General features: G+C 72.0%; 18 protein-coding genes. 6 read left to right on the forward strand and 12 right to left on the reverse strand.

Annotated elements, in window-relative coordinates; all coding sequences use genetic code 11:
* Positions 1–16 precede the first annotated feature (16 nt).
* The 7 genes from AWQ68_RS06105 to uraD form a co-directional block, all read right to left on the reverse strand.
* The gene (locus AWQ68_RS06105) at positions 17–1,300 is read right to left on the reverse strand and encodes a glycerate kinase (RefSeq protein ID WP_066936006.1); all 1,284 of its coding nucleotides are present in this window, start codon (positions 1,298–1,300) and stop codon (positions 17–19) included.
* Between the two features lie 88 nt (positions 1,301–1,388).
* On the reverse strand, positions 1,389–2,753 hold the full coding sequence (locus tag AWQ68_RS06110) for an 8-oxoguanine deaminase (RefSeq protein WP_066936009.1): 1,365 nt from the start codon (positions 2,751–2,753) through the stop codon (positions 1,389–1,391).
* Positions 2,746–3,345 carry a (2Fe-2S)-binding protein gene (locus tag AWQ68_RS06115; protein ID WP_066936012.1) on the reverse strand — a complete coding sequence of 200 codons (600 nt, stop codon included), beginning with the start codon at positions 3,343–3,345 and terminating at the stop codon, positions 2,746–2,748. The genes AWQ68_RS06110 and AWQ68_RS06115 overlap by 8 nt, the downstream gene beginning before the upstream one ends.
* A gap of 61 nt (positions 3,346–3,406) precedes the next feature.
* Positions 3,407–4,324 (reverse strand): FAD binding domain-containing protein, encoded by a 918-nt coding sequence (locus AWQ68_RS06120; protein WP_084463730.1) that lies wholly within the window; start codon positions 4,322–4,324, stop codon positions 3,407–3,409.
* Between the two features lie 5 nt (positions 4,325–4,329).
* Positions 4,330–5,226, reverse strand: a complete 897-nt coding sequence (gene pucL / locus AWQ68_RS06125; protein WP_066936015.1) for a factor-independent urate hydroxylase — start codon at positions 5,224–5,226, stop codon at positions 4,330–4,332.
* Between the two features lies 1 nt (position 5,227).
* Positions 5,228–5,575 (reverse strand): hydroxyisourate hydrolase, encoded by a 348-nt coding sequence (uraH, locus tag AWQ68_RS06130; protein ID WP_066936018.1) that lies wholly within the window; start codon positions 5,573–5,575, stop codon positions 5,228–5,230.
* Positions 5,572–6,060 (reverse strand): 2-oxo-4-hydroxy-4-carboxy-5-ureidoimidazoline decarboxylase, encoded by a 489-nt coding sequence (gene uraD / locus AWQ68_RS06135; protein WP_245655770.1) that lies wholly within the window; start codon positions 6,058–6,060, stop codon positions 5,572–5,574. Before uraD ends, uraH begins: the two co-directional genes overlap by 4 nt.
* A gap of 178 nt (positions 6,061–6,238) precedes the next feature.
* Between uraD and AWQ68_RS06140 the strand changes: the two genes are divergently transcribed.
* Positions 6,239–7,090 carry a deoxyribonuclease IV gene (locus tag AWQ68_RS06140; RefSeq protein ID WP_066936020.1) on the forward strand — a complete coding sequence of 284 codons (852 nt, stop codon included), beginning with the start codon at positions 6,239–6,241 and terminating at the stop codon, positions 7,088–7,090.
* A 390-nt stretch (positions 7,091–7,480) separates the two neighbouring features.
* On the opposite strand, the gene AWQ68_RS06145 is transcribed toward AWQ68_RS06140, so the two are convergent.
* Both AWQ68_RS06145 and AWQ68_RS06150 read right to left on the reverse strand, forming a co-directional pair.
* The gene (locus AWQ68_RS06145) at positions 7,481–8,236 is read right to left on the reverse strand and encodes a LytR/AlgR family response regulator transcription factor (RefSeq protein ID WP_066936643.1); all 756 of its coding nucleotides are present in this window, start codon (positions 8,234–8,236) and stop codon (positions 7,481–7,483) included.
* Positions 8,237–8,330: 94 nt separating this feature from the next.
* Positions 8,331–8,933 (reverse strand): sulfite oxidase-like oxidoreductase, encoded by a 603-nt coding sequence (locus AWQ68_RS06150; protein WP_066936646.1) that lies wholly within the window; start codon positions 8,931–8,933, stop codon positions 8,331–8,333.
* Between the two features lie 290 nt (positions 8,934–9,223).
* Between AWQ68_RS06150 and aroF the strand changes: the two genes are divergently transcribed.
* Both aroF and AWQ68_RS06160 read left to right on the forward strand, forming a co-directional pair.
* A complete protein-coding gene (gene aroF, locus AWQ68_RS06155) occupies positions 9,224–10,270 on the forward strand; it encodes a 3-deoxy-7-phosphoheptulonate synthase (protein WP_066936649.1) in 1,047 nt (348 codons plus the stop codon).
* A 227-nt stretch (positions 10,271–10,497) separates the two neighbouring features.
* On the forward strand, positions 10,498–12,093 hold the full coding sequence (locus AWQ68_RS06160) for an AAA family ATPase (protein ID WP_066936023.1): 1,596 nt from the start codon (positions 10,498–10,500) through the stop codon (positions 12,091–12,093).
* 30 nt (positions 12,094–12,123) lie between these two features.
* On the opposite strand, the gene thiI is transcribed toward AWQ68_RS06160, so the two are convergent.
* Positions 12,124–13,332, reverse strand: coding sequence for a tRNA uracil 4-sulfurtransferase ThiI (thiI, locus tag AWQ68_RS06165; protein ID WP_066936026.1), 1,209 nt, complete (start codon positions 13,330–13,332; stop codon positions 12,124–12,126).
* An 804-nt stretch (positions 13,333–14,136) separates the two neighbouring features.
* Between thiI and AWQ68_RS06170 the strand changes: the two genes are divergently transcribed.
* Positions 14,137–14,970: an MHYT domain-containing protein gene (locus AWQ68_RS06170; RefSeq protein WP_066936028.1), complete on the forward strand. Its 834-nt coding sequence runs from the start codon at positions 14,137–14,139 to the stop codon at positions 14,968–14,970.
* A 230-nt stretch (positions 14,971–15,200) separates the two neighbouring features.
* Here AWQ68_RS06170 and AWQ68_RS06175 read toward each other — a convergent pair whose 3' ends face one another.
* Entirely contained in the window at positions 15,201–16,226 is a 1,026-nt protein-coding gene (locus AWQ68_RS06175) for a 6-phosphofructokinase (protein ID WP_066936651.1), read from the reverse strand.
* A 341-nt stretch (positions 16,227–16,567) separates the two neighbouring features.
* Here AWQ68_RS06175 and glpK point away from each other — a divergent pair, with 341 nt between their 5' ends.
* Complete coding sequence (gene glpK / locus AWQ68_RS06180) at positions 16,568–18,013, forward strand: glycerol kinase GlpK (protein ID WP_066936031.1); 1,446 nt, start codon at positions 16,568–16,570, stop codon at positions 18,011–18,013.
* Between the two features lie 24 nt (positions 18,014–18,037).
* Here the strand turns inward: glpK and AWQ68_RS06185 are convergent, their stop codons facing one another.
* Positions 18,038–19,174 (reverse strand): alkaline phosphatase PhoX, encoded by a 1,137-nt coding sequence (locus AWQ68_RS06185; RefSeq protein WP_066936034.1) that lies wholly within the window; start codon positions 19,172–19,174, stop codon positions 18,038–18,040.
* Between the two features lie 286 nt (positions 19,175–19,460).
* Between AWQ68_RS06185 and AWQ68_RS06190 the strand changes: the two genes are divergently transcribed.
* Complete coding sequence (locus AWQ68_RS06190; RefSeq protein ID WP_066936037.1) at positions 19,461–23,072, forward strand: KAP family P-loop NTPase fold protein; 3,612 nt, start codon at positions 19,461–19,463, stop codon at positions 23,070–23,072.
* Positions 23,073–23,129: the final 57 nt, after the last annotated feature.

A 23,129-nucleotide genomic window follows, 5' to 3' on the forward strand; every position in this document is an offset into this window, starting at 1 on the left:
GATGGTCCGGGTCGGATCATGCGGAACCTCCGTTGGCGTCGTCGTGGCGACCGGCGAACGGTGACAGGTGGTCGGACGCGATGAGCGCGGCCAGGCGCTCCAGCAGCGGCCCCGGCTCGGCCATGCACTTCTCGACGTCGGGTTCGAGATCGGTCAGCGCGTACGCCTGGGAGATACCCGCCGAGCGCAGTTCCTCGCCCGAGATCGACCGGCGGCCGCAGACCGCGACGACCGGGACGCCGTGCTTGGCCGCCGCCGCGGCCACCCCGAGCGGGGCCTTGCCGCGCAGGGACTGCTCGTCGAGCGCCCCCTCGCCGGTGATGACCAGCCGGGCGCCCTCGACGTGCCGGTCGAACTCCAGCAGGCCGAGGAGGTACTCGATGCCGGGGCTGATCTCGGCGTGGAGGAAGGCCAGCGCGGCGAAGCCGACGCCCCCGGCGGCCCCGGCACCGGGCCGTCCGGCGACGCCCATGGCCCGGACGACCCCGTCGTGCTCGGCCGCCCCCACCACGCCGTGGGTGTGCGCGGCGACGGCGGCGAGCCGGGCCAGCCCGGCCTCCAGCACCGCCACGTCCTCCGGCCCGGCGCCCTTCTGCGGGCCGTACACCGCCGCGGCTCCGTGCGGGCCGAGGAGGGGGTTGTCCACGTCGCTCGCGACCACGAACTCGACGTCCGCGAGACCGCGCCCGGCATGGCCATGCCCGTGTCCGTGTCCGTGCCCGTCCGCCTGGCCCTCGGCCTGGCCGTGCTCGTGCTCATGCCCGTGAGCGTGGCCGGCGCTGAAGGCGGAGATGTCGACGGTCGCGAGCCTCCGGAGCGCGGCTCCGCCGGGCGGCAACTCCTCGCCGTTCTCATCCAGCAACCGGGCGCCGAGCGCTTGAAGCATGCCCGCGCCGCCGTCCGTGCAGGCGCTGCCGCCGAGGCCGAGCACGACCTTGCGGGCGCCGTGCCGTACGGCGTGGGCGATCAGCTCGCCGGTTCCGTAGCTCGTGGCGGTCAGGGGCGCGGGCCCGCCGGGCAGCCGCCGCAGGCCGGACGCCTCGGCCAGCTCGACCACGGCGACGCCGTCCCGGGCGGCGTAAGAGGCACGGACGGGATCGCCGACGGGACCGGTCACCTCGACCTCGACCCGGGTGAACCCGCAGGCGACGACCGCGTCCACCGTGCCGTCACCCCCGTCGGCCACCGGGATCCGCAGGGTCGGCACGTCGCCCAGCCCCGCTGCCACCCGCGCGGCGACATCGGCGGCGGTCAGCGACCCCCTGAACTTGTCCGGCGCGATGACGACGTGGTCCCTCATTACTGTTCTCCCGAGTCCGGCGAAAGATGGCGAAAGATGACGATCCATCATCGTCGAACGGTGGCGCCCGGCCGTGACCGGCTGCCCGTCACGGGGTCGCGGCCGTCAGGCGCCGATGTGCCGCCACCCCCGCCCTGGCGGCCTCCGCCGCGGACACGGTCCGGAGTTCACCGTCTTCGACCAGCGTGCGGCCGCCGACCAGCAGCCGGGCCGGCGGCGGCGAACCCCCGTACGCCAGGGCGACCACCGGGTCGTCGATCGCGGCGAGGAAGCCGTCCAGCCGCCACAGGGCGACGTCGGCCAGCTTGCCCGGCTCCAGCGTCCCGATCTCCGCCTCGCGGCCGAGGCAGCGCGCCCCGCCCAGCGTGGCGAGTTCCAGCGCCTGGCGGGCGGTCAGGGCGTGCGGGCCGTGTCGGGCGCGCTGCATCAGCATCGCCGTACGCATCTCGCCCGCCATCGTGGTCATCTCGCTGGACGCGGCTCCGTCCACGCCCAGGCCGACGGGAGCTCCGGCGCGCAGCAGTTCGGGGACCCGCGCGACGCCCGAGCCGAGACGGCCGTTCGACGACGGGCAGTGTGCGGCGCCCGTGCCGGTCTCGGCGAACCTCCGGACGTCCTTGTCGGTCAGGTGGACGCAGTGGGCCAGCCAGACGTCGGGCCCGAGCCAGCCGATCCGGTCGAGGTACTCCACCGGCAGGACCCCGAACCGCTCCTTGCAGTGGTCGTCCTCGTCCAGGCTCTCGGCGATGTGGGTGTGCAGCCGTACGCCATGGGAGCGGGCGAGCTCGGCGGAGCGGATCATCAGCTCGCCGCTCACGGAGAAGGGCGAGCAGGGCGCGACCGCGACCCGGAGCATCGCCCCGAAGGACGGGTCATGATATTTCCGGATAGCGTCCTCGGTGGCGGCGAGGATCTCGTCGATGTCCTCCACGATCTCGTCCGGCGGCAGACCTCCCTTTGACCGGCCGAGATCCATCGACCCCCGGCACGGATGGAACCGCAGGCCGACCGCGCGGGCCGCCTCGATCTCCGCGTCGAACAGGTCGCCGCGCCCCTTCGGGAAGATGTAGTGGTGGTCGGTCGTCGTGGTGCACCCCGACGCCGCCAGCCAGGCGAGCCCCGCCGTGGCCGCGCCGTGCACCACCTCGGCGTCCATCCGGGCCCACACCGGATAGCTGGCGACCAGCCACTCGAACAGCGTCCCGTCAGGGGCGATCCCCTGCGCGGCCCACTGGTAGAGGTGATGGTGGGCGTTGACCAGGCCGGGCGTGGCCAGGCAGCCGCTCCCGTCCACGCGCACGGCGCCGGCCGGTACGGCGTCCGCCCGGCCCGGCCCGACGGCGACGATGCGATCCCCTTCGATCACGATGTGACCGCCGGGGATCTCCGCACCGGCCACCGGAGCGATGTACGCGTTCTCGATGACCACGCTCGGCCGTTCTCGGTCAGTCATCGGCCCCTCCCGGCACAGACCGCGCGTTTTCCGTGGCGGCGCGGGCGTGCGCGCGCGCCGCGGCCAGCCGTACGGCGTCGAGGATCTTCTCGTATCCGGTGCACCGGCACAGGTTGCCGGCCAGGGCCTCGCGGATCTCGGCGTCCTCGGGCACCCGCGAGGCGCCCGCGATCAGCGCGTGGGCCTGCACGACCAGCCCGGGCGTGCAGAACCCGCACTGCACGGCTCCCGCTTCGACGAAGCAGCGCTGCACCTCGTCCAGGCCGTCGAGCGGCGGCCCGGCGACGTCGTCCACGTCCGGGTCCGGCCGCGGGTTCCGGTCGGGAGCGCCGCCGCGCCGCCGGGCGCCTCCCCCGGAGAGCCCCTCGACGGTCACCACCTCGCGCCCTTCAGCCTGGCCCGCCGCCACAAGGCACGCGCACACCGTGATCCCGTCGAGGTAGACGGTGCACGACCCGCACTCGCCCTGCTCGCAGGCGTTCTTCGCGCCGGGCAGGCCGAGCCGCTCGCGCAGCACGTACAGCAGGCTCTCCCCCTCCCATACGTCGTCGGCGACCATCGGCTCACCGTTGACGCGGACGTTCACCCGCATCGGACCTCCCGCGGGCGGTTCTCGGACGAGCCGCGGACATGGGATCGTGAAGCGCTGTCATTCATCCGTTTTCACCCGACTTCTGGTGATAAGTCCCCGACGCGTCTGATGTCCCCGGGACCGAGCCGCGCTCCGCCCACGCCCACCCGAGCGACCGGCGCGCCATCACGGCCAGGGCGTGCCGCCGGTAGTCCGCCCGGCCGCGCACGTCGTCGATGGGCGCGGCCGCCTCCGCCACCAGCTCGCCGAACCTGTGGGCCAGCGCGGGATCGAGCGGCCCCGCGCCGTCCCAGTCGAGCTCTCCGGCGAGGAACTCCTCGGCCGCATGTGCCCGGCGTGGAGTGGGGGCGGCGGAGCCGATCCCGGTGCCCGCGCGCCGCGCCCGCACGTCGAGGGCGACGGCGAAGGAGCAGACCGCGATCACCATGGCGTTCCTCGTGCCGACCTTGGCGAAGCACTGCGGACCGGCGGCCGGGGGGACGTGGACCGCACGGATCAGCTCGTCGCCCTCCAGCGCGTTGCGCTTCACGCCGGTGTAGAACTCGATGATCGGGATGAGCCGGGTCCCGCGTACCGACTCGGCCTCGACCAGCGCGCCGGACGCCAGCAGCGGCGGGTGGCCGTCTCCGGCGGGCGAGGCCGCGCCCAGGTTGCCCGCGAGCGTGCCCCTGTTCCTGATCTGCGGCGAGCCGACGGTACGGGACGCCTGGGCGAGCCCCGGCAGCCACGTGCCCAGCTCCGAGATCAACCGCGTGTACGTGACGCCCGCGCCCACGCGGAGCATCGGGGCGGGCCCGGCCGTCCAGGACCATCGGGCCAGCTCGGCGACGGGGTTCAGGTCGAGGAGCGCCGTCGGACGTCCCTTGTCGAGGTTGATCTCGACCATGACGTCCGTGCCGCCCTGGATCGGCGTCGCGTCCGGCCTCGCGGCCTTCATCGCCAGGGCGTCCTCCCATGTGGCGGGGCGCAGGAAGTCCATCGCGGTCACTCCCAGGCCGGGCCGGCCGGGGGCGCGTCGTCGCGCAGGACCGTCCCCTCAATCAGTCCGTACGGCCGGTCGGCCGCGAGGTAGACCTCGTCGGGGTTGTCCAGCCCGAACGGCGCGAGATCGACCAGGAAGTGGTGCCTGTTCGGCAGCGAGAGCCGTACCTCGCAGATCTCGGGGCAGTCGGCGATAACGCGGGCTCCCATGGCGTACAGCGTCTGCTGCAGGGAGCGGCTGTAGGTCCCGGCGAAGGCGGCGAGCAGCGCCTGACGGGCGCTCTCGTACGACTTGTCCCAGTCGGTCGGGGCCTCTTCGCCTTCCGCGCCGGTCCCGCCGGGAGGCGTCGCCGCGTGCCGCCAGGACGCCTCCACCGCCGTGGCGAGGATCCGGTCACCGGTCTCCGGAAGCGTCGTGTACGCGTCCTTGACGAACCCCCGGAACTCGGAGTTCGTCGTGTTGAGCACGACGAGGTCGCGCAGCCCGCACACCATCCGCGCGGCCGATCCGTCGTAGTGGGCGACGCAGGTGCGCACCTCGCCGCCCGAGCGGACGAATGAGTGCCCGGAGCCGGCGTTCCGCTCCCAGGCGTACTCCTCGATCGCGACCCGCGCCCGGTGGACGGATGGCTGGGAGTCCACGAAGTGCCTGGCCAGCAGCAGGGCGAAGTCCTCGATCGCGCCGATGCCGTGCTTCCTGGCGAAGGCGTACACCGTGTTCTTCTGCGCGTCGGTGGTGAGCACGGCCGAGTTGTCGCCGGTCAGGTGCACGTCGTCCATCGCGCCGCACAGCGACGTGCTCACGTTGAGATCTTTCAGGCGGTGGGCGTCCCCGTTCCGGGTGACCCTGAGCACCCTGATCTCGGCCTTGCCGTACCGGTTGGGACCCAGGACGATCACGTTAGCTCCCGCGATAGGTCGAGTAGGCGTACGGGCTGAGCAGCAGCGGCACGTGGCAGTGGCCGTCGTGCTCGCGGATCGTGAAGACCACGCTGACCTCGGGGAAGAACGCGTCCTCCCCCAGGTACTCCCCCGTGTGGAAGACCAGGCGGTAGGTGCCGGGGCGCGGGTCCGTCCCCTCGACCCACTCCGCGCTCACCGGTGACCACTCCCGGATCCGGCCGTCCCCGTCCGTACGGCCCTCGGCCGCGGCGAGGAAACCGTGCACGGTCATGCGCGAGAGCCGCACGAGCACGCCCGGGGCCGGGACGCCCTTCGCCGTGTCGAGCACGTGAGTGGAGAGGCTCACCCGCCGGTCACCGCCTTCTCCAACCGGATCCGGACGATCTCGGCCAGCTGGGCGCGGACGATCTCCTGCTCGGTCTCCTCGTCGTTCCCGAGCCGGGCGAGCAGCAGGCCGAGCATCTCCTCGGCGCTCCTGCCGGTGGCGCGTACCAGATAGACGTGCCCAAACCGCTCCTCGTAGACCGCGTTCCCCCTGGCGATGGCGTCGAGCACGCCCGGGGACGCGCCGGCCGCGCCGGACTGCTCGGCCCGGGACCACGCCTCCTCGCGCCCGCCGTCCGCCGTCCGCTCGGCCAGGGCGCGCTCGCCGATGCGGGGATGCGCCGCGAGCGCCTCCACGATGTCGGCCCAGTCCAGCGTCGCGACCGCGGCCTCACCGGCCTCCACCAGCGCGGCGAGGTCGGCGTACGGCTGTCGCGCCGCGACGGCGGCCATCCAGGTCGTGGACGCGCAGCAGGAGCGCAGTTCCTCCTGGCTGAGTTCTCGCATGCATGCAGTCAACATCGCCACGGAGGACGGGTCTAGCTCGAACGCACAACCGCCCGGTCGTGTCCCCCGCCCGGGTTCGCACGTTGCCACGAATGCTCGGGCACCGGTGACGGAGCGTCGCGCGAGGTGACGCGACGGGGGCGAGGCTTGCCGGTCGGGACACTAGGCTGGAGCCATCATGACCTCGAGAAATGCGATTGGCGCGCACGTTTCCGTCGCGGGCGGTCTCGCCACCGGCGGGTTGCGCTACGCGGCCGACGTCGGCGCCGAGATGGCCCAGGTCTTCGTCACCAACCCCCGGACCTGGGCACTGAACGACGGCGACCCGGCCGAGGACGCGAAGCTCGCCGCGTCCGGGCTGCCGGTCTTCGCGCACGCCCCCTACCTGGTGAACTTCGGCTCGCCCACCCCGGCGACCCTGGACAGCTCCGTGGCGGTGATCAGGCACACGCTCAGGCGCGGCGCCCAGATCGGCGCCCTCGGCGTGGTGGTGCACACCGGTTCCGCGGTCAGCCAGTCGCGGGACGACGCCATGCGCCAGATCCACGAGCACCTCCTCCCACTGGTGGAGGAGATCCCCGAGGGCGGCCCCGACCTGCTCCTCGAACCCATGGCCGGGCAGGGGCAGATGCTCTGCGCGACCGTGCAGGACCTCGGGCCCTACCTGGACGCGCTGGAACACCACCCCAAGGTGGGCGTCTGCCTGGACACCTGCCACGCCTTCGCCGCCGGGCACGACCTGGCCGCCCCCGGCGGGGTGGCGGAGATGCTCGACGCGCTGCACGCGACCGCTCCCGGACGGCTCAAGCTGATCCACGCGAACGACTCGAAGGACGTGTGCGGCTCGAAGAAGGACCGCCACGAGAACATCGGCGCCGGGCACATCGGCGCGGAGCCCTTCGCCGAGATCATGCGCCACCCCGTGACCGCCGGGGTGCCGCTCTGCATCGAGACGCCCGGCAAGGCGGACAAGGACCGGGAGAACATCGCGCTGCTGAAGAAGCTCCGGGAGCCCGCGGCCAGCGGCTGACGCGCCTTCGGCGGCCGGCGGTCTCGGATAGATGGACCGCACGGGGCCCGCTCGCGGTCCGGCGCCCCCGATGGCCGGACCGCTTTCGCGGATCCCGCGACAGGCCATATCCGACAGATGCCGACTTATGCGGCATTTTCGGATATTTCCCAGCGCCCTCACCCCCAGTGAGGGCTCGCCCGGCATCCGCGCGGCATGGTCACGAACTTCAGTCAGCTACGCGGCGTGGCCTTGCAATGACGGAGAGATTACGGCGGCGCGCCGCGCTCGCGGCCGGAGTTGGGACGAGCGGTCGCTGTTTCGCGACATGCGGCCATCCCCGTCGGGACCGACGGCGTCCCTGGCGCGACGAGCGGTCGCGCTCCCTCACCGCCGGTGACCGCCCGAGGGTCACATCGAGCCGACTGTCGAGGTGGGAACCCGGAAGCGCCGGACGAGTTGGTCGCGCACCTGGCGGGTGTGCCGCCTGCTCACGGGAAGGACCTCACCCCCCACCTGGAGCACCATCCGGCCGCCGTCATAGCGCAGTTCGCTGACGTGCCGCGCGTTCACCAGCGTGCTGCGGTGGGCGCGGACGAAGCCCGAGCCGCCCCAGCGGCGTTCGAGCGCCGCCAGAGGCATCCGTACGAGGTAGGTGCCGTCCACGGTGTGCAGCCGCACGTAGTCGCCGTAGGCCTCGGCGTACCAGACGGCCTGGCGCTGGACGAACTTGGTGCGGCCGCCCAGCTCGACGGGGATGACGTCGACGCCCTCCTCCTCGCCGCCCGCCGCCTCGGCCGCCGAGGAGAGCCGCCGCACGGCCTGCGCCAGCCGTTCGGGGCGTACCGGCTTGAGCACGTAGTCGACGGCCTCCAACTCGAACGCGCGGACCGCGCAGTCGTGGGCGGTGACGAAGACCAGCCGGGTCCGCCCAGGGAAGCCGACGATCATCTTCGCCAGCTCGAACCCGTCCAGCCCGGGCAGCCGGACGTCGAGGAAGACTCCGTCGAGGCGCTCTCCGGCGCCGAGCATCGTCACGATCATGTGGAGCGCGGCCAGCCCGTCCTGTGCGGTGGTGACGTGCTCGATCCGCTCGTTCCGGCGCAGGAGGTAGACGAGCTCGGACAAGGCGGACGCCTCGCCGTCGACGGCCATAACACGCAGCATGACCACCACCGTGCCGCCTCGCCCGCCGGGCCCGCAAGGGTTTCGACGACGAAGAGTGGTCACGCGGACACGAAGGGGAGTGCCTCTCCGCCGGTCAGGGAGGACCCTCGCCCGGCTCCTCCTGGTAGGAGTACCGCTGCTCGCGCCAGGGGTCGGCGATGTTGTGGTAGCCGCGCTCCTCCCAGAAGCCGCGCCGGTCCTCCGTCATGTACTCGACCCCGCGCACCCACTTCACGCTCTTCCAGGCGTACAGGTGCGGGACCACGACGCGTACGGGGAAGCCACGCTCGGGGGTGAGCGGCTTGTCGTCCAGCGCGGTGGCGAACAGCGTCGTGTCGCGGTCGAAGTCGCTCATCCGGATGTTGGCGCTGTAGCCGTACTCGGCCCAGATCATGACGTGCCGTACGCCGGGGGCCGGGGGGACGCACTCCATCAGCGTCCGCGCCGCGACGCCCGACCACTCGTTACCCATGATCGAGAACTTGGTGACGCAGTGGAAGTCCGCGATGACCGCGGTCCTGGGCAGCGCGGCGAACTCCTCCCATCCGAGCATGTGCGTGTCACCCGACGCCGTCGCGCCGAAGACCTGGAACCGCCAGCTCTCGGGACGGAACGCCGGGACCCGGCCGTAGTGGATGACGGGCCGGCCGCGTGGGATGTACTGCCCCGGGGGCAGACGGTTCTCCTCTTCGGGCATCTCCGGCACGTCGCCATCCTGCCACCAGCCGTTCCCTTCACCGGCACCGGGACCCCGCCAGCGGCCGGAAGGCCATCCACGATCACGAACGGTCCCGCCCGCTGCCGGACATGCGCTATATTGCGTGGCATGCGTACCGCTGAGTTTTGGTATGGCGACGGACCCGCAGGGACCGCTCGCCCCTTAGCGCTGCGCTGACAGCCAAGGCGAACGAAAAGGCCCCGGGTCCACACGGACCCGGGGCCTTTCGCGTTTTGCGAGGAAAACGACAGCACCCACTAGGAGTGACCATGGTCATCGTCATGGGATCCGAGGCGACCCCGGACGACATCGAGTCGATCGTCGGGCTCGTCGCCACGGCCGGCGGCGAGGCGTTCGTCAGCCGCGGCGTGAGCCGGACGATCATCGGGCTGGTCGGCGACGTCGAACGGTTCGCGGCGCTGAACCTGCGCGGCAAGTCCGGCGTCGCGGACGTCATGCGCGTGTCCGTGCCGTACAAGCTGGTCAGCCGGGAGAACCATCCCGAGCGGTCGACCGTCAGGGTGGGCGGGGTGCCGATCGGCCCGGACACCGTGACGCTGATCGCGGGCCCGTGCGCCGTCGAGACCCCGCGGCAGACCCTGGAGGCGGCCGAGATGGCCAAGGCCGCGGGCGCGACCCTGCTGCGCGGCGGCGCCTTCAAGCCGCGCACCTCGCCGTACGCCTTCCAGGGGCTGGGCGAGGAGGGCCTGCGGATCCTCGCCGACGTACGCGAGAAGACCGGCCTGCCGATCGTCACCGAGGTGGTGGACGCCCACGACGTCGAGCTGGTCGCGTCCTACGCGGACATGCTGCAGATCGGCACCCGTAACACGCAGAACTTCGCGCTGCTCCAGGCGGTCGGCAAGGCGGGCAAGCCGGTCATGCTCAAGCGCGGCATGAGCGGCACGATCGAAGAGTGGCTGATGTCGGCCGAGTACATCGCCCAGCGCGGCAACCTCGACATCGTGCTGTGCGAGCGCGGCATCCGCACGTTCGAGACCGCCACCCGCAACACCCTGGACGTCTCCGCGGTCCCCGTCGCGCAGCGGCTCTCCCACCTCCCTGTGATCATCGACCCGTCCCACTCGGGCGGCCGCCGCGACCTCGTCCTGCCGCTCACCCGCGCGGCCGTCGCGGTCGGCGCCGACGGCGTGATCATCGACGTCCATCCCCACCCCGAGCAGGCGCTCTGCGACGGCCCCCAGGCCCTGGTCAACGGCGACCTGCGCGAGCTCGCGCGGGTGATGCGCCAGTTCCCCCCGCTGCTGGGCCGTACGCTCACCGACGCCACGCACGCGGTCCCGGTGCCCGCGTGATCTCCGGCTCGCCTCGGGGCGCGGCCCGCCACCGCGTGGTCTCGCGCCCCTGACCTTCCGGCTGTCCGGCCGTCCGGACGCAGACGACCGGGTACGGCTTGCGCCACGAGCGGCGAGCCGTACCGACCGGTGGGGCACATTAGTCGCGAAATCCGCATATAACCGCAGGTCGGAAGGCTTTCCTGGAATTCCAGCGGACGCCCGAGCCGGGAAAATACGCTGCCCGCATGTTGCCCAAACCTGACGACATCGTTGACCGCGACGAGGACTGGGAGATCCTGGAGCGGTTCGCGCGGCCTTCTCCCATCGGAACCCCGGGCTCGGGGGTGGCCGCACTGGCCGGCCGTCGCCGTACCGGGAAGTCCTACCTTCTCAAGCGGTTCACCAACGCGACCGGCGGGTTCTACTTCGAGGCGCGCCTCGAGGAGACGCTCGTACAAGTCCAGCAGCGGTTCCGTAAGGAGCTGATCACCTACGACCCGTCCCGGACCGCCGAACTGTCGGCCCTGACTCTCGACGCGCCCGACACGTGGGACCGGCTGCTCCAGATCGCGATGGACGCGACGTTCAGCAGGAGCGAGGGAAACCGGATACCCCCCGTCGTGATCGACGAGTTCCCCTATCTGCTGCGGGACACCCCGGACCTGCAGTCGATCGTGAAGGCGGTCTACGACACCAGCTCGTTCCGGCGCGGCGAGCCCGGCAAGCCGGGCCTCTGGATCGGCTACTACGACCGGCTCATCGAGGGGCGCATGCTGCTCTGCGGCTCGGCGATGTCGGTGATCCACGAGCTCGGTCACGGCTCCCGGCCGCTCTTCGGCCGCCTCACCTTCAAGCTGACCATGGACCCTTTCGACCATGTCGACATGGCGCGGTTCTGGGGGATCGAGGACCGCCGGGTGGCGTTCACCCTCTTCGCGGCGCTCGGCGGCGCTCCGGGTTACCGGAATCCGCTCCTGCAACTGACGGGGCTCCCGGTTCCGCAGACGATGGAGGAGCTGGACGCCTGGCTCGCCGACGCACTGCTCCGACCTCGGCCGGACTTCTTCACCGAGGACGAGATCGATCGCCTGCTCCGCGAGGACCCGCGCATCACGGACAAGGACATCTACCGGCAGGCGATGAAGGCGATCTCCGAGGGCAACACCACCCTGACGAAGATCGGCGGGGCCATCGGCCGTTCCAGGGATGAGACCGACGGGATCGTCGCCCGGCTGGTGGCCATGCGGTACGTCGACGAGTGGCGCGACCTCCTGCGGCCCCGCGACTACCTGTTCCGGCTGAACGACCCGATCGTCCGCTTCCACCACGCCGTGGTCGGCCCGCGTATGTCCCTACTGGCCGAAGGGAATCTGACTCCGGAGGACGCCTGGCGCGGTGCCCAGCAGAGCTTCCGCTCCCAGGTGCTCGGCCCGGCGTTCGAGCAGATCGCGACCCGGAGCGCGTTCCGGCTGCTGTACAACCGGACCGACCTCGGCTCGGACGGCTGGGCACTGGTGCCCGACCCGGCCAGCCGGACCACCCACGAGGTGGACTACGTCGGTCTCGCGTTCAACACCAGTGGCCGCCCCAAGGGCTCGACGATCACCGTCATCGGCGAGACCAAGGCGACCGAGCGTCCGCGCGGCCTGAAGGACCTGGAGCGCCTTCGCCACATCCGGGCGCTGCTGTCCAAGGACCACAAGGCGGAGAACGCCGTGCTGGCGATCTTCTCCATGCACGGCTTCTCGGAGCACCTGCGCCAGGCGGCGAGGGAGGCCCCCGACGAGATCGCGCTGTACGACCTCGACGACATCTACGCCTATCGGGAGCCGTCCTTCTGACCGGGTGACCGGGCCACCGCACCGGCCCGGTCAGACGCCTTCGAGCTTGTACTCCTGCAGGGAGTCGGCGAGCTGGACGGCGAGCTCCTCGGCGTCGAGCCGCTTCTCGATCTGCTTGAGGTCCTCGATCTTGGCCCGGGTCTCGGCCGTACGCGGAGCGAGGAGCGTGCAGCAGTCCTCGTCCGGCAGCTCGGAGATCTCCAGCGTGCCGATCCGGCGCGCCTCGGCCATGATCTCGGTCTTGTCCAGCCCGATCAGCGGCCGCAGGATGGGCATCGCGACCGCGTGGTCCTGGGCGGTGATGTTGGCCAGCGTCTGGGACGAGACCTGCCCGAGAGAGTCTCCGGTGACCAGCGCCTCCGCGCGGATGCGGTGGGCGACCTCCTCCGCCGTCTTCAGCATCAGGCGCCGCTGCGCGATCACGGCGAGCCGGTCCTGGCCGGACGCCCTGATCGACTGCTGGGCCTTGCCGAACGGCACCACCCACAGGCGCGACTTCCCCTGGAACCGGTCGAGCCGGCGGACCAGCGCGTACGCCTTGTAGATGGACTCGGACGTGGTGAACGGGATGCCGGAGAAATGCAGGAAATCCACCCGGAGACCGCGCCGCATCATCCGGTAGGCGGCGACCGGCGAGTCGATGCCGCCGGACATCAGGACCAGCGCCCGCCCGCTGGAGCCGACCGGCAGCCCTCCCTGGCCCGGCAGGCCGTCGGTGAAGACGAAGACCTCGTCCCTGTCCACCTCGATGAAGACGGTCAGCTCGGGCTTGCTCAGGTCGACCGGCAGGCCGTACGTGTCGTTGATGGTGCCGCCGACGAGGCGGTCCAGCTCGTTGGAGCGCAGCGGGAAGCGCTTGTCCCTGCGTCGCGAGCGGACGGCGAAGGACGCCTTGCGCGCGACCTCGTCCCTGTCCTTGATCAGCTCGATGGCCGCCTCGGTCACGGCCTCGGGAGTCTTGGCGACGCGCCAGGCGAGGTTGACCCGCACCAGACCGGGCACCTCGGACACGCGCTGCGCGACCGCCTCGGCGACGTCCACCGACGTGCCCTTCGGCAGGAACAGCGCGATCACGCCGTGCCGCTGCCGGATGTCGACCGTGAACTCCTTGAGCGCGGCCTTGATGTTGGAGCGCAGCCGGCTCTCGAAGAGCTCGCGGTTCCTGCCCTTGAGGACGACCTCGCCCAGCTTGAGCAGCACGCAGGGCTCACCCAGGGCCGACATGGCCGTCACGGACATCGTGTTACCTCCGGCGAAGCGGTTCGAGACAGTACGGCTACCGCAAGTGTGGCGGGTACGGGCGGCTGCGGCGAACCGGAAACCGGCCCGGCAAGGGACAACGCCGCGATCCCGCTACTTTAGTCCGCGCGCGCCCCTCGTCCGCCCCCGGCGAGACGACCCCCCACGGGCACGGTCCCCGGTGCCCGCCCCGGCACGTACGGCCCCTCCACAACCCCCGCCTCCGCCGTACCCACGTCCCTTTCCGGGAGGGGGAGATCGGGGACTACGGTGCCGGCGCCGGTGAGCGCATGGCGGCCACCACCCCAAGAAGCTTTTCGGGCAGCCCGTCGCGCATTTCGCCCCGCGCAGGCGCGGATCGTCCGATCAAACAAGAATTCGCACGCCGGAGGCCACTTAGGCGGCTCAGGATTCATCGGCCGACCGGCGTCCTGCGCTCGGAGCGGACCCCGCACCCGGAATTCGGTCGAGGCGAGAGCGGGTTTCCCGTCGGTATTCGAAGGCTGGATCCACCGAATCATCGTTCCTACCAGCCGCGACCCGACCGGTCGACGCGGACAGGGAACGATCGAACGTGAGGGAAATTCGGGCTTTCCATACGAGCCGGAGTCGGATTTCGCGATCACTGCACGAGAAACGTGAACCGAACCTCACTCGGAGTGCACGTTTATCCACACATGAGGAACCCCCTCTCTCTCGGGACAAAAATTCTCCCTCTCCACCCCCCTAAATATCCCCCTATAGCTTTGTAAATGCGGCCCCATTGCCATACTCCCGGTGTCTCGAATTACCGAAGGTGAATTCATGGCACACATAAACCACTTCGCGTACGGGCTGCTCACGCCGGTGCTCGCGTACGTGATGTCCAGCATCGGATCGATGCTCGGGCTGATGCTGACCGCGCGCGCCCGTTTCGCGGTCGGCGGCGCCCGGGTGCGCTGGCTGGTCGGTGGCGCCGTGTCGATCGGCGGCACCGGGATCTGGGTCATGCACTTCATCGCGATGATGGGGTTCGCGGTCGGGAACGTCCCGATCCGCTATGACATCCCGCTCACCGCCGCCTCGGCCCTCATCGCGGTGGCCGTGGTGGGCGCCGGCCTGTTCCTCGTCGCGTACGGCGGCACGCGGTCGGGACCACTGCTCGCGGGCGGGCTGCTCACTGGAGGCGGCGTCGCCTGCATGCACTACGTCGGCATGGCCGCGATGAACATGCCGGGGCACGTCCACTACGACTTCGCCGTCGTCGCCGCCTCCGTGCTGATCGCCGTCGTGGCGGCGACGGTCGCGCTGTGGTTCACGACACGGGTGCGGGGCGCGCTCCCGACCGCCGGGGCCGCGCTGATCATGGGGGTGGCCGTCAGTGGGATGCACTACACCGGCATGTTCGCGATGAGCGTGCGGCTCGACCCCGATCCGGAGATGGTCCCCGGCGCCTCGGCCATCGATTTCCTGGTCCCGCTGCTGGTCACCATCAGCATGTTCACCCTGGTGATGCTGCTGTCGGCCATCCTCGCCCCCTCCGAGCGCGAACTGCGCGCGGAGGCGGAGTTGCTGGAGTGGCTGGCCGAGCGGCGGGCCGGATCGGCCTCGCCCCTCCCCCGCGAGCCGCAACACCACCAACACCGCCGACGTGAGTGAGGACGGCGAGGGCCGTCTGCCCCAAGACGTCGCGATCGGAGGCGTACCCCCGGACGATGTGGGCGTGGGGACGCGAGCCTGGAGGGGCGTGCGTGCCGGCGCCCGGACAGGCGAAGGGCCGCCCCGGAACCCCGGGGCGGCCCTTCTTCCCAGACCGGTCACCTCTCACCAGGACCGGTCGGCTCCTGAGACCGACGACGCGTTGCCGCTCGCCTGGGCCGTCGGCCCGATCAGCCGAAGAAGACCTCGGCCTCCTCGTAGCGCGAGGCCGGAACGGTCTTGAGCTCCGCGGTCGCCGCGTCGAGACCGACCCGCACGATATCGGTTCCGCTCAGGGCGATCATCTTGCCGTAGTCGCCCTCGTGGACGGCGTCGATGGCCCCGAGCCCGAAGCGGGTGGCCAGGACCCGGTCGTACGCGGTCGGCGTACCGCCGCGCTGGATGTGGCCGAGGACCGTGGTGCGGGCCTCCTTGCCGGTGCGCTTCTCGATCTCCTGGGCGAGGACCTCGCCGATGCCGCCGAGGCGTACGTGCCCGAACGCGTCGAGCTCGCCGGCCTGCAGCGCCATCTGGCCCTCGATCGGGTGGGCGCCCTCGGCGACGACGATTATCGGCGAGTAGCGGGTCTTGAAGCGGGACTCCACGTAGGCGCAGACGCGGTCGATGTCGAACGGCTTCTCCGGGATCAGGATGACGTTCGCGCCCGCGGCCATGCCGGCGTGCAGGGCGATCCAGCCGGCGTGGCGGCCCATGACCTCGCAGATGAGGGCGCGGTGGTGGGACTCGGCCGTGGTGTGGAGGCGGTCGATGGCCTCCATCGCGATGTTCACCGCGGTGTCGAAGCCGAACGTGTAGTCGGTCGCGTTGAGGTCGTTGTCGATCGTCTTGGGCACGCCGACGACCCGCACGCCCCGGTCGTAGAGCTGCTTGGCGACCCCGAGGGTGTCCTCGCCGCCGATGGCGATCAGGGCGTCGACGCCCGCCGCGGCCAGGTTGTCCTTGATCCGCTCGACGCCGCCCTCGATCTTGATGGGGTTCGTACGGGAGGAGCCGAGAATCGTGCCGCCGCGCGGCAGGATGCCGCGCACGGCCGGAATGCCCAGCTCCATGGTCTCGCCCTCCAGCGGGCCGCGCCAGCCGTCACGGAAGCCGACGAACTCGTATCCGTAGACTCCGATGCCCTTGCGGACGACCGCGCGGATCACGGCGTTCAGGCCGGGGCAGTCGCCGCCTCCGGTCAGCACTCCGATACGCATGACGGGTTCCTCCATATGGATTCACGGCCAGACCCATGCCGGCTCTCCAGCACGTCAACGCAAGGCATTCTGCCCGAGGCGGCAGGAATGGTCTAGACCAAACGTGCGGTTCGGTGATCAAGCCTAACGAGCGGGTCCGCGCCGCGCCGGGATTCCGGCGACCGGCCGCGCGCCGCTCCTCTATCAGCCTCCCCCGGCACCTCGGCTCGGGTCGGATCGGCGTCCCGCCGCCGGTGAGACCGGGGCCCACTCGGGCATCCGCGTACACGCGCCGGCCGCGCGGCACGGGTTACGATCCGCCCAACAGCCACACTAGCCAACGTGCCGGTAAAGGAGGCGCGGTGAGCGTCCTGGCGATCGACGCGGGAACGACCGGTGTCACCGCCCTGGTGGTGTCCGAGGACGGCCGGATCGAGTCACGGGGATACGAGGAGTTCGCGCAGCACTTCCCCCGCCCCGGCTGGGTCGAGCACGTCCCCGAGGAGATCTGGCAGGCGACGCTCGCCGCCTGCCGTACGGCGCTCGACGGGGCCGCGACGCCGCCACGGTGCGTCGGCATCACCAACCAGCGGGAGACCGCGGTGCTGTGGGACCGGACCACACTCGCCGCCCCACGCCGGGCGATCGTGTGGCAGGACCGCCGCTCGTCGGACGTCTGCGAGAGGCTCCGCGAGCACGAGCCGCGGGTGGCGGAGCTGACGGGCCTGCGACTCGATCCCTACTTCACGGGCACCAAGCTGGCCTGGCTCGCCGAGAACGACCCGAGGGCGTGGAACACGGGCAACCTCGCGATCGGGACCGTTGACTCGTACCTGATCGCGCGGCTCACGAACGGCGAGCGGCACGTCACCGACCCGTCCAACGCGTCCAGGACCCTGCTGTACGACATCACGCGCGGCGCCTGGTCGCCGGAGCTGTGCGACCTGTTCGGGGTGCCGGAGGAGGCACTGCCGGAGCTCGTCCCCAACTACGGGGAGATCGGCCGCACGTCCCCGGAGGCGTTCCTCGGGTTGGACCTGCCGATCAGCGGCGTCGCGGGTGACCAGCAGGCCGCGCTGTTCGGCCAGACCTGTTTCTCGCCCGGCGACGTGAAATGCACGTACGGCACCGGCTCCTTCATCCTGGTCAACACCGGGGACGAGATCGTCCGCTCGGCGGCCGGGCTGCTCACCACGGTGGCCTGGCAGGCGCCCTCCGGCGCCATGACGTACGCGCTCGAAGGGGCGGTTTTCGTCACCGGCGCCGCCGTCCAGTGGCTGCGCGACGGCCTGGGCGTGATCCAGAGCGCCGCGGAGACCGAAGCCGTCGCCCGGACGGTTCCCGACTCGGGCGGCGTGGTCTTCGTCCCCGCCCTGACCGGCCTCGGCGCACCGTACTGGGATCCGGATGCGCGGGGCACGATCCTCGGCATCACGCGCGGCACCAGGCGGGCGCACCTCGTGCGCGCGACCTTGGAGGCGATTGCCTTCGAGGTGCGCGACATCGTGGAGACGATGGACCTCCCCGTGCCCGTGTTGAAGGCCGACGGCGGGGCCAGCGCGAACGACCTGCTGATGCAGCTGCAGGCGGACCAGATCGGCACCCCGGTCGAGCGCCCGGTCGTGCAGGAGACGACGGCCCTGGGCGCGGCGTTCCTCGCCGGACTCGGCGCGGGCGTCTGGTCCTCGCAGGAGGAACTGCGCGAGACCTGGCGGCTCGACCGCCGCTTCGAACCCGGCCCGGACGACGGCGCCGCCTACGCGCTCTGGAAGAAGGCCGTCGACCGCGCGCGTGACTGGGCGTCCTGACGCCCTTTTCTCGGTGGGACGCGATCAGCGGTGGAAGGGGCCGGTGACCTCGTAGGTGAGACTCGCGGCGGACGCGCCGCCGCCGTGCGATGCCGAGAAGTACAGCCTGGCGCCGTCGGGTGAGAAGGCCGGGCCGGCGACCTCCGAACCGCCGTGCCCGGGGATCCACAGGAACGGCGTGTAGGTGCCGTCCTCCCCGAGGATCGCCATCTCCGTGCCGTCGCCGTACTCGGCGATGACGAGAGCACGGACGTGCCCCGCCGTCACCCCGCCCACGGCACTCCGCCGCTCCGGGCCGGCGAGGACCGTGATCTGCTCGTTCTCCGCGTCGTACGCCCAGACACGGCCGTCGCCCGCCGTGGCGAAGTGGCAGAGGCCGCCGGAGTAGTGGCAGTCGCCGCTCCCGGCGAACCGCTTGGCCCCCTCGACCTGCTCGCGGGTCGGCTCGAACAGGCCGGCCGGGTTGGGGACCCGCCGCCAGGTGATTGGGCCGGGCCCCGGCCCGCCCACCATCACCTCCAGGACGCCGGTCGTCAGGTCGCCCCACTCCTCGGGGCGGAACCGGTAGAAGCAGCCGTCCGGCTCGCCCTCGGTCAGGTACACGGCCGTCCTGGACGGATCGAACGCCGCGCCCACGTGCCGGAACAGGCCCATCGCGAGGCGCGGCATGGCCGCGTGTTCGCCGTACGGATCGCACTCGAAGATCCGGCCGCGGCCGGTCTCCTCGCACGACAGCCAGGTGTCCCAGGGGGTGGCCTCGCCGGTGCGGTTCCGGTCGGTCCCGGACAGGATGCGATACGCGCTTCTGACGGCCCCGTCCGGGCCGAACCGGATCGCCGACACGCCGCCGAGCAGCGGGACGTCCGAGTTGGAGACGTAGATCCATCCGTCGCCGTCGGGGAAGCAGGCTCCCGCGCCGGGTTCGGCGTGCCAGGTCAACCCGCCCACCCGTTGACCGGAGCGGCCGACGACCCTGCCGGTGTACCCGCGCGCGAGGGCGATCGTGTCGCCGTCCGGCGTCTCCAGGTCCCCGTACCGGCTCCCGGGAAGCATGGGGCCGCCACTTCCCCTCCGGAAGGACGCCTCTGCGAAGCCGGACGACCACAGGGGGCCGGTCAGCACGGGTATCGCCTCCGGCCGTACGGACGTATGACGCGACATGATCGTCTCCTTGGCCTGCTCGTGGCACGCGGCCCGGTCGGGTTCCGGACCCGTTTCCGCCGCCCGCCTCCGGGCCGTGTCCGCTGCGTCTCGTTGGCGCGCTACGCACGGTCGGTCCGGACAGCCGATCAAAAAGTTGTGAACGCCCGGGGGATCCCCACGCTTCGTCCGCGCAAACTTTGCGCGAGAAGTGCGTAATCGGCGCCGCCCGTCGCGATCATCTCCGACACGCCCGGGTCTACATTGAGGCCCCCACCAGCCCTCCAGCGACCACGGTGATCGATTCATGAGGCACGGCACGGTAGACGTCCCGGCTCCAGGCGCCCGCCCGGCGGCCGAGCGGGCGATCGGGCCGGTGCACGCGCGTAAGGCGCTGGTGTTCCTCGATCCCGAAGATCCAGACGCCGGCGCCGACGCGGTCCGGGACGCCGCCTCCGCCCGGCCCGCCCGGAGGCTCGTCAACGCCCTGGCGACCAACGGGTACGTCGTGGAGTCCGTACCCGGCGAAGGTTCCGGGGACCATCACCACCTGGGACGCTTCCTCGACGCGGCGGAGCCGGGGGACCTGCTCGTCATCCGGTGGCCGACGGGGCGGGGCTGGACCCCGCGCGACTTCGCCGCCCTGATCAGCGGCTTCGCACGCCGCGCGGGCGACTGCGCGGCGGAGGCGATCGTGATGATCGTGGACTTCGGCTGGGTGGTGGACAGCGACCCCGACGACAGTGCCGGTTCGCGGCACGATGTCAGCGTTCTCCCCGTACGCGGAGATCCGCCCATCGTGGCGGCGGCGCTGACGACCGGCCTGGCGATGGGCGAGCGCCCGCCGCGCCGCGGCCTCTCGCTCACCGGCGTGATCGCCGACGGGCTCCTCACCGGAGCGGCCGACGCCGACGGCGACGGCGTGGTCACCATCGCCGACCTGCACCGATACGCCGTCACCGCCTCTGCCGGCAGCTCGCTGCGCCCCCTGCTGAGCGTGTACGGCGACGCCCCCTCCGTCCCGCTCGCGCGGACCGGAGGGGCCGGGAGCGCGGCGGCCGGAGCCGTGCCCGACGGGCTGAGCGGGGCGGTCGACGAGCTCCGGAGGCGCGGGGAGAGCTCCGTCCCCTCGACCGCCGAGGAGATCGTCGCCCGGGTCTACGACGTGTACCTCGGCCCGGTCGCCCAGGACCTGCTGCGGCTGGCCGCGCTGCTCGAGGACGGCGAGCCGCTGACCTCCGACCTCGCGGCCCTGCTGCTCGCGGACCGCGACCACGGCGATCCGGCCGGCACGGGACCGGCCGAGAGCGCGGGCGACGCGGCTCGGGCGCTCGCGGAGCTCGGCACGCCGTGGGAGCTCGTGGACGCCTCGGGGTTCCCGGCCCACCCCGCCGTACGAGAGGTCGGTCGGGCGCGGCTGACCCGGGACGAGCACGCCCGTGCCTGCGCCGTGCTGCGTCGATGGCGGGCCGCGCGCCGCGCTGTACGGCCCCGGGCGAGGCTCACGCCCGACCGCTGGACGACGGACGACCAGCTCGGGCACCGGATCTACGCGGAGGCGGTCGCGGCGTTCGTCCGCCATCCCGAGACGCTGCCGCCGCTGACGATCGGCGTCAAGGGCCCCTGGGGCACCGGCAAGACGTCGCTGATGCGGATGATCCAGGACCTGCTCGACCCGGGCACGGCGGACGGGCATCCGGCGGAGATCCACCTGGCCCGTCCCGGCTCGCCGCCGCGGAAGGCGGGGCGGGGGCGCCGTGCCGCCCTGCGCCGGAAGGCGCGGGGGGCGTCCCGGGTGACCATCGCCGAGGTGCTCTCGTACGCCAGGAGGCGCGGCGACCGGTCCCGCGAGGATCCCCGCCTCTCCGCACCGGAACGGCCGGCCCTGCGCGCCTCCGACTGGCGCCCGACGGTGTGGTTCAACCCGTGGATGTACCAGAACGGCGAGCAGGTATGGGCGGGTCTCGCGCACGAGATCATCACGCAGGTCACCGGCCGGTTGCCCCGCGGCGAACGCGAACGCTTCTGGCTGGAGCTCAACCTCGCCAGGATCGATCGCGAGGCCGTGCGGCGGCGGGCCTACCGGATGGCGATCACCCGGCTCACGCCCGTCGCGCTCGGGCTGGCCGCCACGATCGTGCTCACCTGCGCCTCGCTCGCCGCCGCGGCCCTGGTGCCGGCGCTCGGCCCCGCCCTGCGCGCCGCCGCGGCGGCCCTCGGCGCGTGCGGCTCGGTGGGCGTGCTCGCCGGCGGCGCCGTACGGCTCGCCCGGTTCCTGACCGAGTCGGCGGACACGGCGTTCGGCAGGCTGATCCGGCCGCCGGACCTGCTCGGCCCGGCTCCCGGACTGGCGGGCGACCTCGTCGTCGACCCGGGATACGGCGCGAAGACGGGGTTCCTGCACCTCGTCCAGACCGACATGCGCCGGGTGCTGCGGTTGGTGGCCACGGAAGAGCGCCCTCTCGTGGTCTTCGTCGACGACCTGGACCGATGCGGCTCCGGGACCGTCGCCCAGGTGATCGAGGCGATCAACCTCTTCCTCGCCGGGGAGTTCCCGAACTGCGTCTTCGTCCTGGCCATGGAGCCGGACGTGGTGGCGGCCCACGTGGAGGTCGCCTACCAGGATCTCGCGGAAGCCATGCCGGCGGACCTGCGTTCGGGGCTCGGATGGCGCTTCCTGGAGAAGATCGTCCAGCTTCCGCTCAGCCTTCCGGTGTTGGAGGACGCCCATCGCCTGCCCGGATATGTCGGCGCGCTACTGGGAGTCGACCGTTGCCGGGAGCGGCCGCGTCCGCCTTCTGACGGTATGGACCGGGGGCCGCGGGCGGAGGACGGCGCCGCGCCGGGGACGGGGGCCGCGGAGGAGCCGGGCGACTACGGGCGCGGGAGCCGCCACCGAGCGCGTGCCGCACGGGGCCGCGACCAGGCACAGGCCGCTTGGGGAGCGGATGCGCGTTGGGAAGCGGATGAGCGTCCGGTTCCGGCAGGACGATCCGGCGATCTCGGGGGCCGGACCCTCGGATCCGACGTCCACGCCGCTTCCGGAACAAGCGGGAGCGCGTCCGACCGCGGGCTCTCCCCCGGAAGGCGTCCCCTGAACCCGCGACTCGTCGAAATCCTCGAAGCGACGATCCGGGCCGCCGCGCCGACCGCCGACACGCTGGACGCCGCGGCGCGCGAGGCGCAGGAGGCCGTGGCCGCGATGCCGGACACCGCGGCTCTTCTGGAGGCGCGGGACGTGTCGGCCGTCGCCGATCCGCCGGTAGGCGAACCAGGAAGGCCGTCGGGCGGCGACGCCGTACCGGACCTGTGGCCGGAGACGCGGCTCGCCGCCGACCGGGTGTATGACGATCTCTACACGGACGAGAACGCCTACCGGGCGATCGAGGCGGCGCTTCCCGTCCTCTCCTCCGCCAATCCGCGCCAGCTCAAGCGCTATGTGAACGTCTTCAGGTTCTACTCGTTCGTGACGTACCGGCAGAGCCTGGCCGGCGCGGAACGCGCCGACGACGCCGCGGTGGCGAAGGTCGCGGCCCTGGCCGTCCGCTGGCCGCATCTGCTGTCCGCGCTGGCGAAGGAGTGCGGCTCCGGCGAGACGGTCCTGGAGGTGCTGGAGAAGGCGGCGTCCACAGGGAGCGTCGACGCGTGGGCGGAGGCCCTCGCCCGGCTCGGACCGGTGCCCGCCGCTCCGCGAGGCGTCGGCGGGCGGCAGGGGAAGGAGCCGCGGGAGGCCGACCGGTCCGGCGCGGGCGGGCCGCGGGTCCGGCCGGTGCGGCGCGGCGGCCCCGGCGCTTCCATGTGTGAGGTGAGCGACCCGAGCGCGCCGGAAACGCACGAGGGCGCCCCGGAATGGGACGCCCTTCGCGAGTTGCTGGCGAGCCGGCCGTCCGTCGCCGGTCTCGCCCGCAGGCTCCTCTGACGCGTGACACCCGCGCCTCTGAGCGGCGCGGCGGATCGGCCACGGCCTTCGCCGCGC

It is taken from the genome of Microtetraspora fusca (assembly GCF_001570365.1).
GTDB lineage: Bacteria > Actinomycetota > Actinomycetes > Streptosporangiales > Streptosporangiaceae > Microtetraspora > Microtetraspora fusca.

What these genes read in the sequence shown, in the direction of transcription:
- AWQ68_RS06105 (WP_066936006.1), bottom strand. Translation starts at nt 1,300, where the DNA reads ATGAGGGACCACGTCGTCATCGCGCCGGACAAGTTCAGGGGGTCGCTG.
- AWQ68_RS06110 (WP_066936009.1), bottom strand. Translation starts at nt 2,753, where the DNA reads ATGACTGACCGAGAACGGCCGAGCGTGGTCATCGAGAACGCGTACATC.
- AWQ68_RS06115 (WP_066936012.1), bottom strand. Translation starts at nt 3,345, where the DNA reads ATGCGGGTGAACGTCCGCGTCAACGGTGAGCCGATGGTCGCCGACGAC.
- AWQ68_RS06120 (WP_084463730.1), bottom strand. Translation starts at nt 4,324, where the DNA reads ATGGACTTCCTGCGCCCCGCCACATGGGAGGACGCCCTGGCGATGAAG.
- uraD (WP_245655770.1), bottom strand. Translation starts at nt 6,060, where the DNA reads ATGCGAGAACTCAGCCAGGAGGAACTGCGCTCCTGCTGCGCGTCCACG.
- AWQ68_RS06140 (WP_066936020.1), top strand. Translation starts at nt 6,239, where the DNA reads ATGACCTCGAGAAATGCGATTGGCGCGCACGTTTCCGTCGCGGGCGGT.
- AWQ68_RS06145 (WP_066936643.1), bottom strand. Translation starts at nt 8,236, where the DNA reads ATGCTGCGTGTTATGGCCGTCGACGGCGAGGCGTCCGCCTTGTCCGAG.
- AWQ68_RS06150 (WP_066936646.1), bottom strand. Translation starts at nt 8,933, where the DNA reads ATGCCCGAAGAGGAGAACCGTCTGCCCCCGGGGCAGTACATCCCACGC.
- aroF (WP_066936649.1), top strand. Translation starts at nt 9,224, where the DNA reads ATGGTCATCGTCATGGGATCCGAGGCGACCCCGGACGACATCGAGTCG.
- AWQ68_RS06160 (WP_066936023.1), top strand. Translation starts at nt 10,498, where the DNA reads ATGTTGCCCAAACCTGACGACATCGTTGACCGCGACGAGGACTGGGAG.
- thiI (WP_066936026.1), bottom strand. Translation starts at nt 13,332, where the DNA reads ATGTCCGTGACGGCCATGTCGGCCCTGGGTGAGCCCTGCGTGCTGCTC.
- AWQ68_RS06170 (WP_066936028.1), top strand. Translation starts at nt 14,137, where the DNA reads ATGGCACACATAAACCACTTCGCGTACGGGCTGCTCACGCCGGTGCTC.
- AWQ68_RS06175 (WP_066936651.1), bottom strand. Translation starts at nt 16,226, where the DNA reads ATGCGTATCGGAGTGCTGACCGGAGGCGGCGACTGCCCCGGCCTGAAC.
- AWQ68_RS06185 (WP_066936034.1), bottom strand. Translation starts at nt 19,174, where the DNA reads ATGTCGCGTCATACGTCCGTACGGCCGGAGGCGATACCCGTGCTGACC.
- AWQ68_RS06190 (WP_066936037.1), top strand. Translation starts at nt 19,461, where the DNA reads ATGAGGCACGGCACGGTAGACGTCCCGGCTCCAGGCGCCCGCCCGGCG.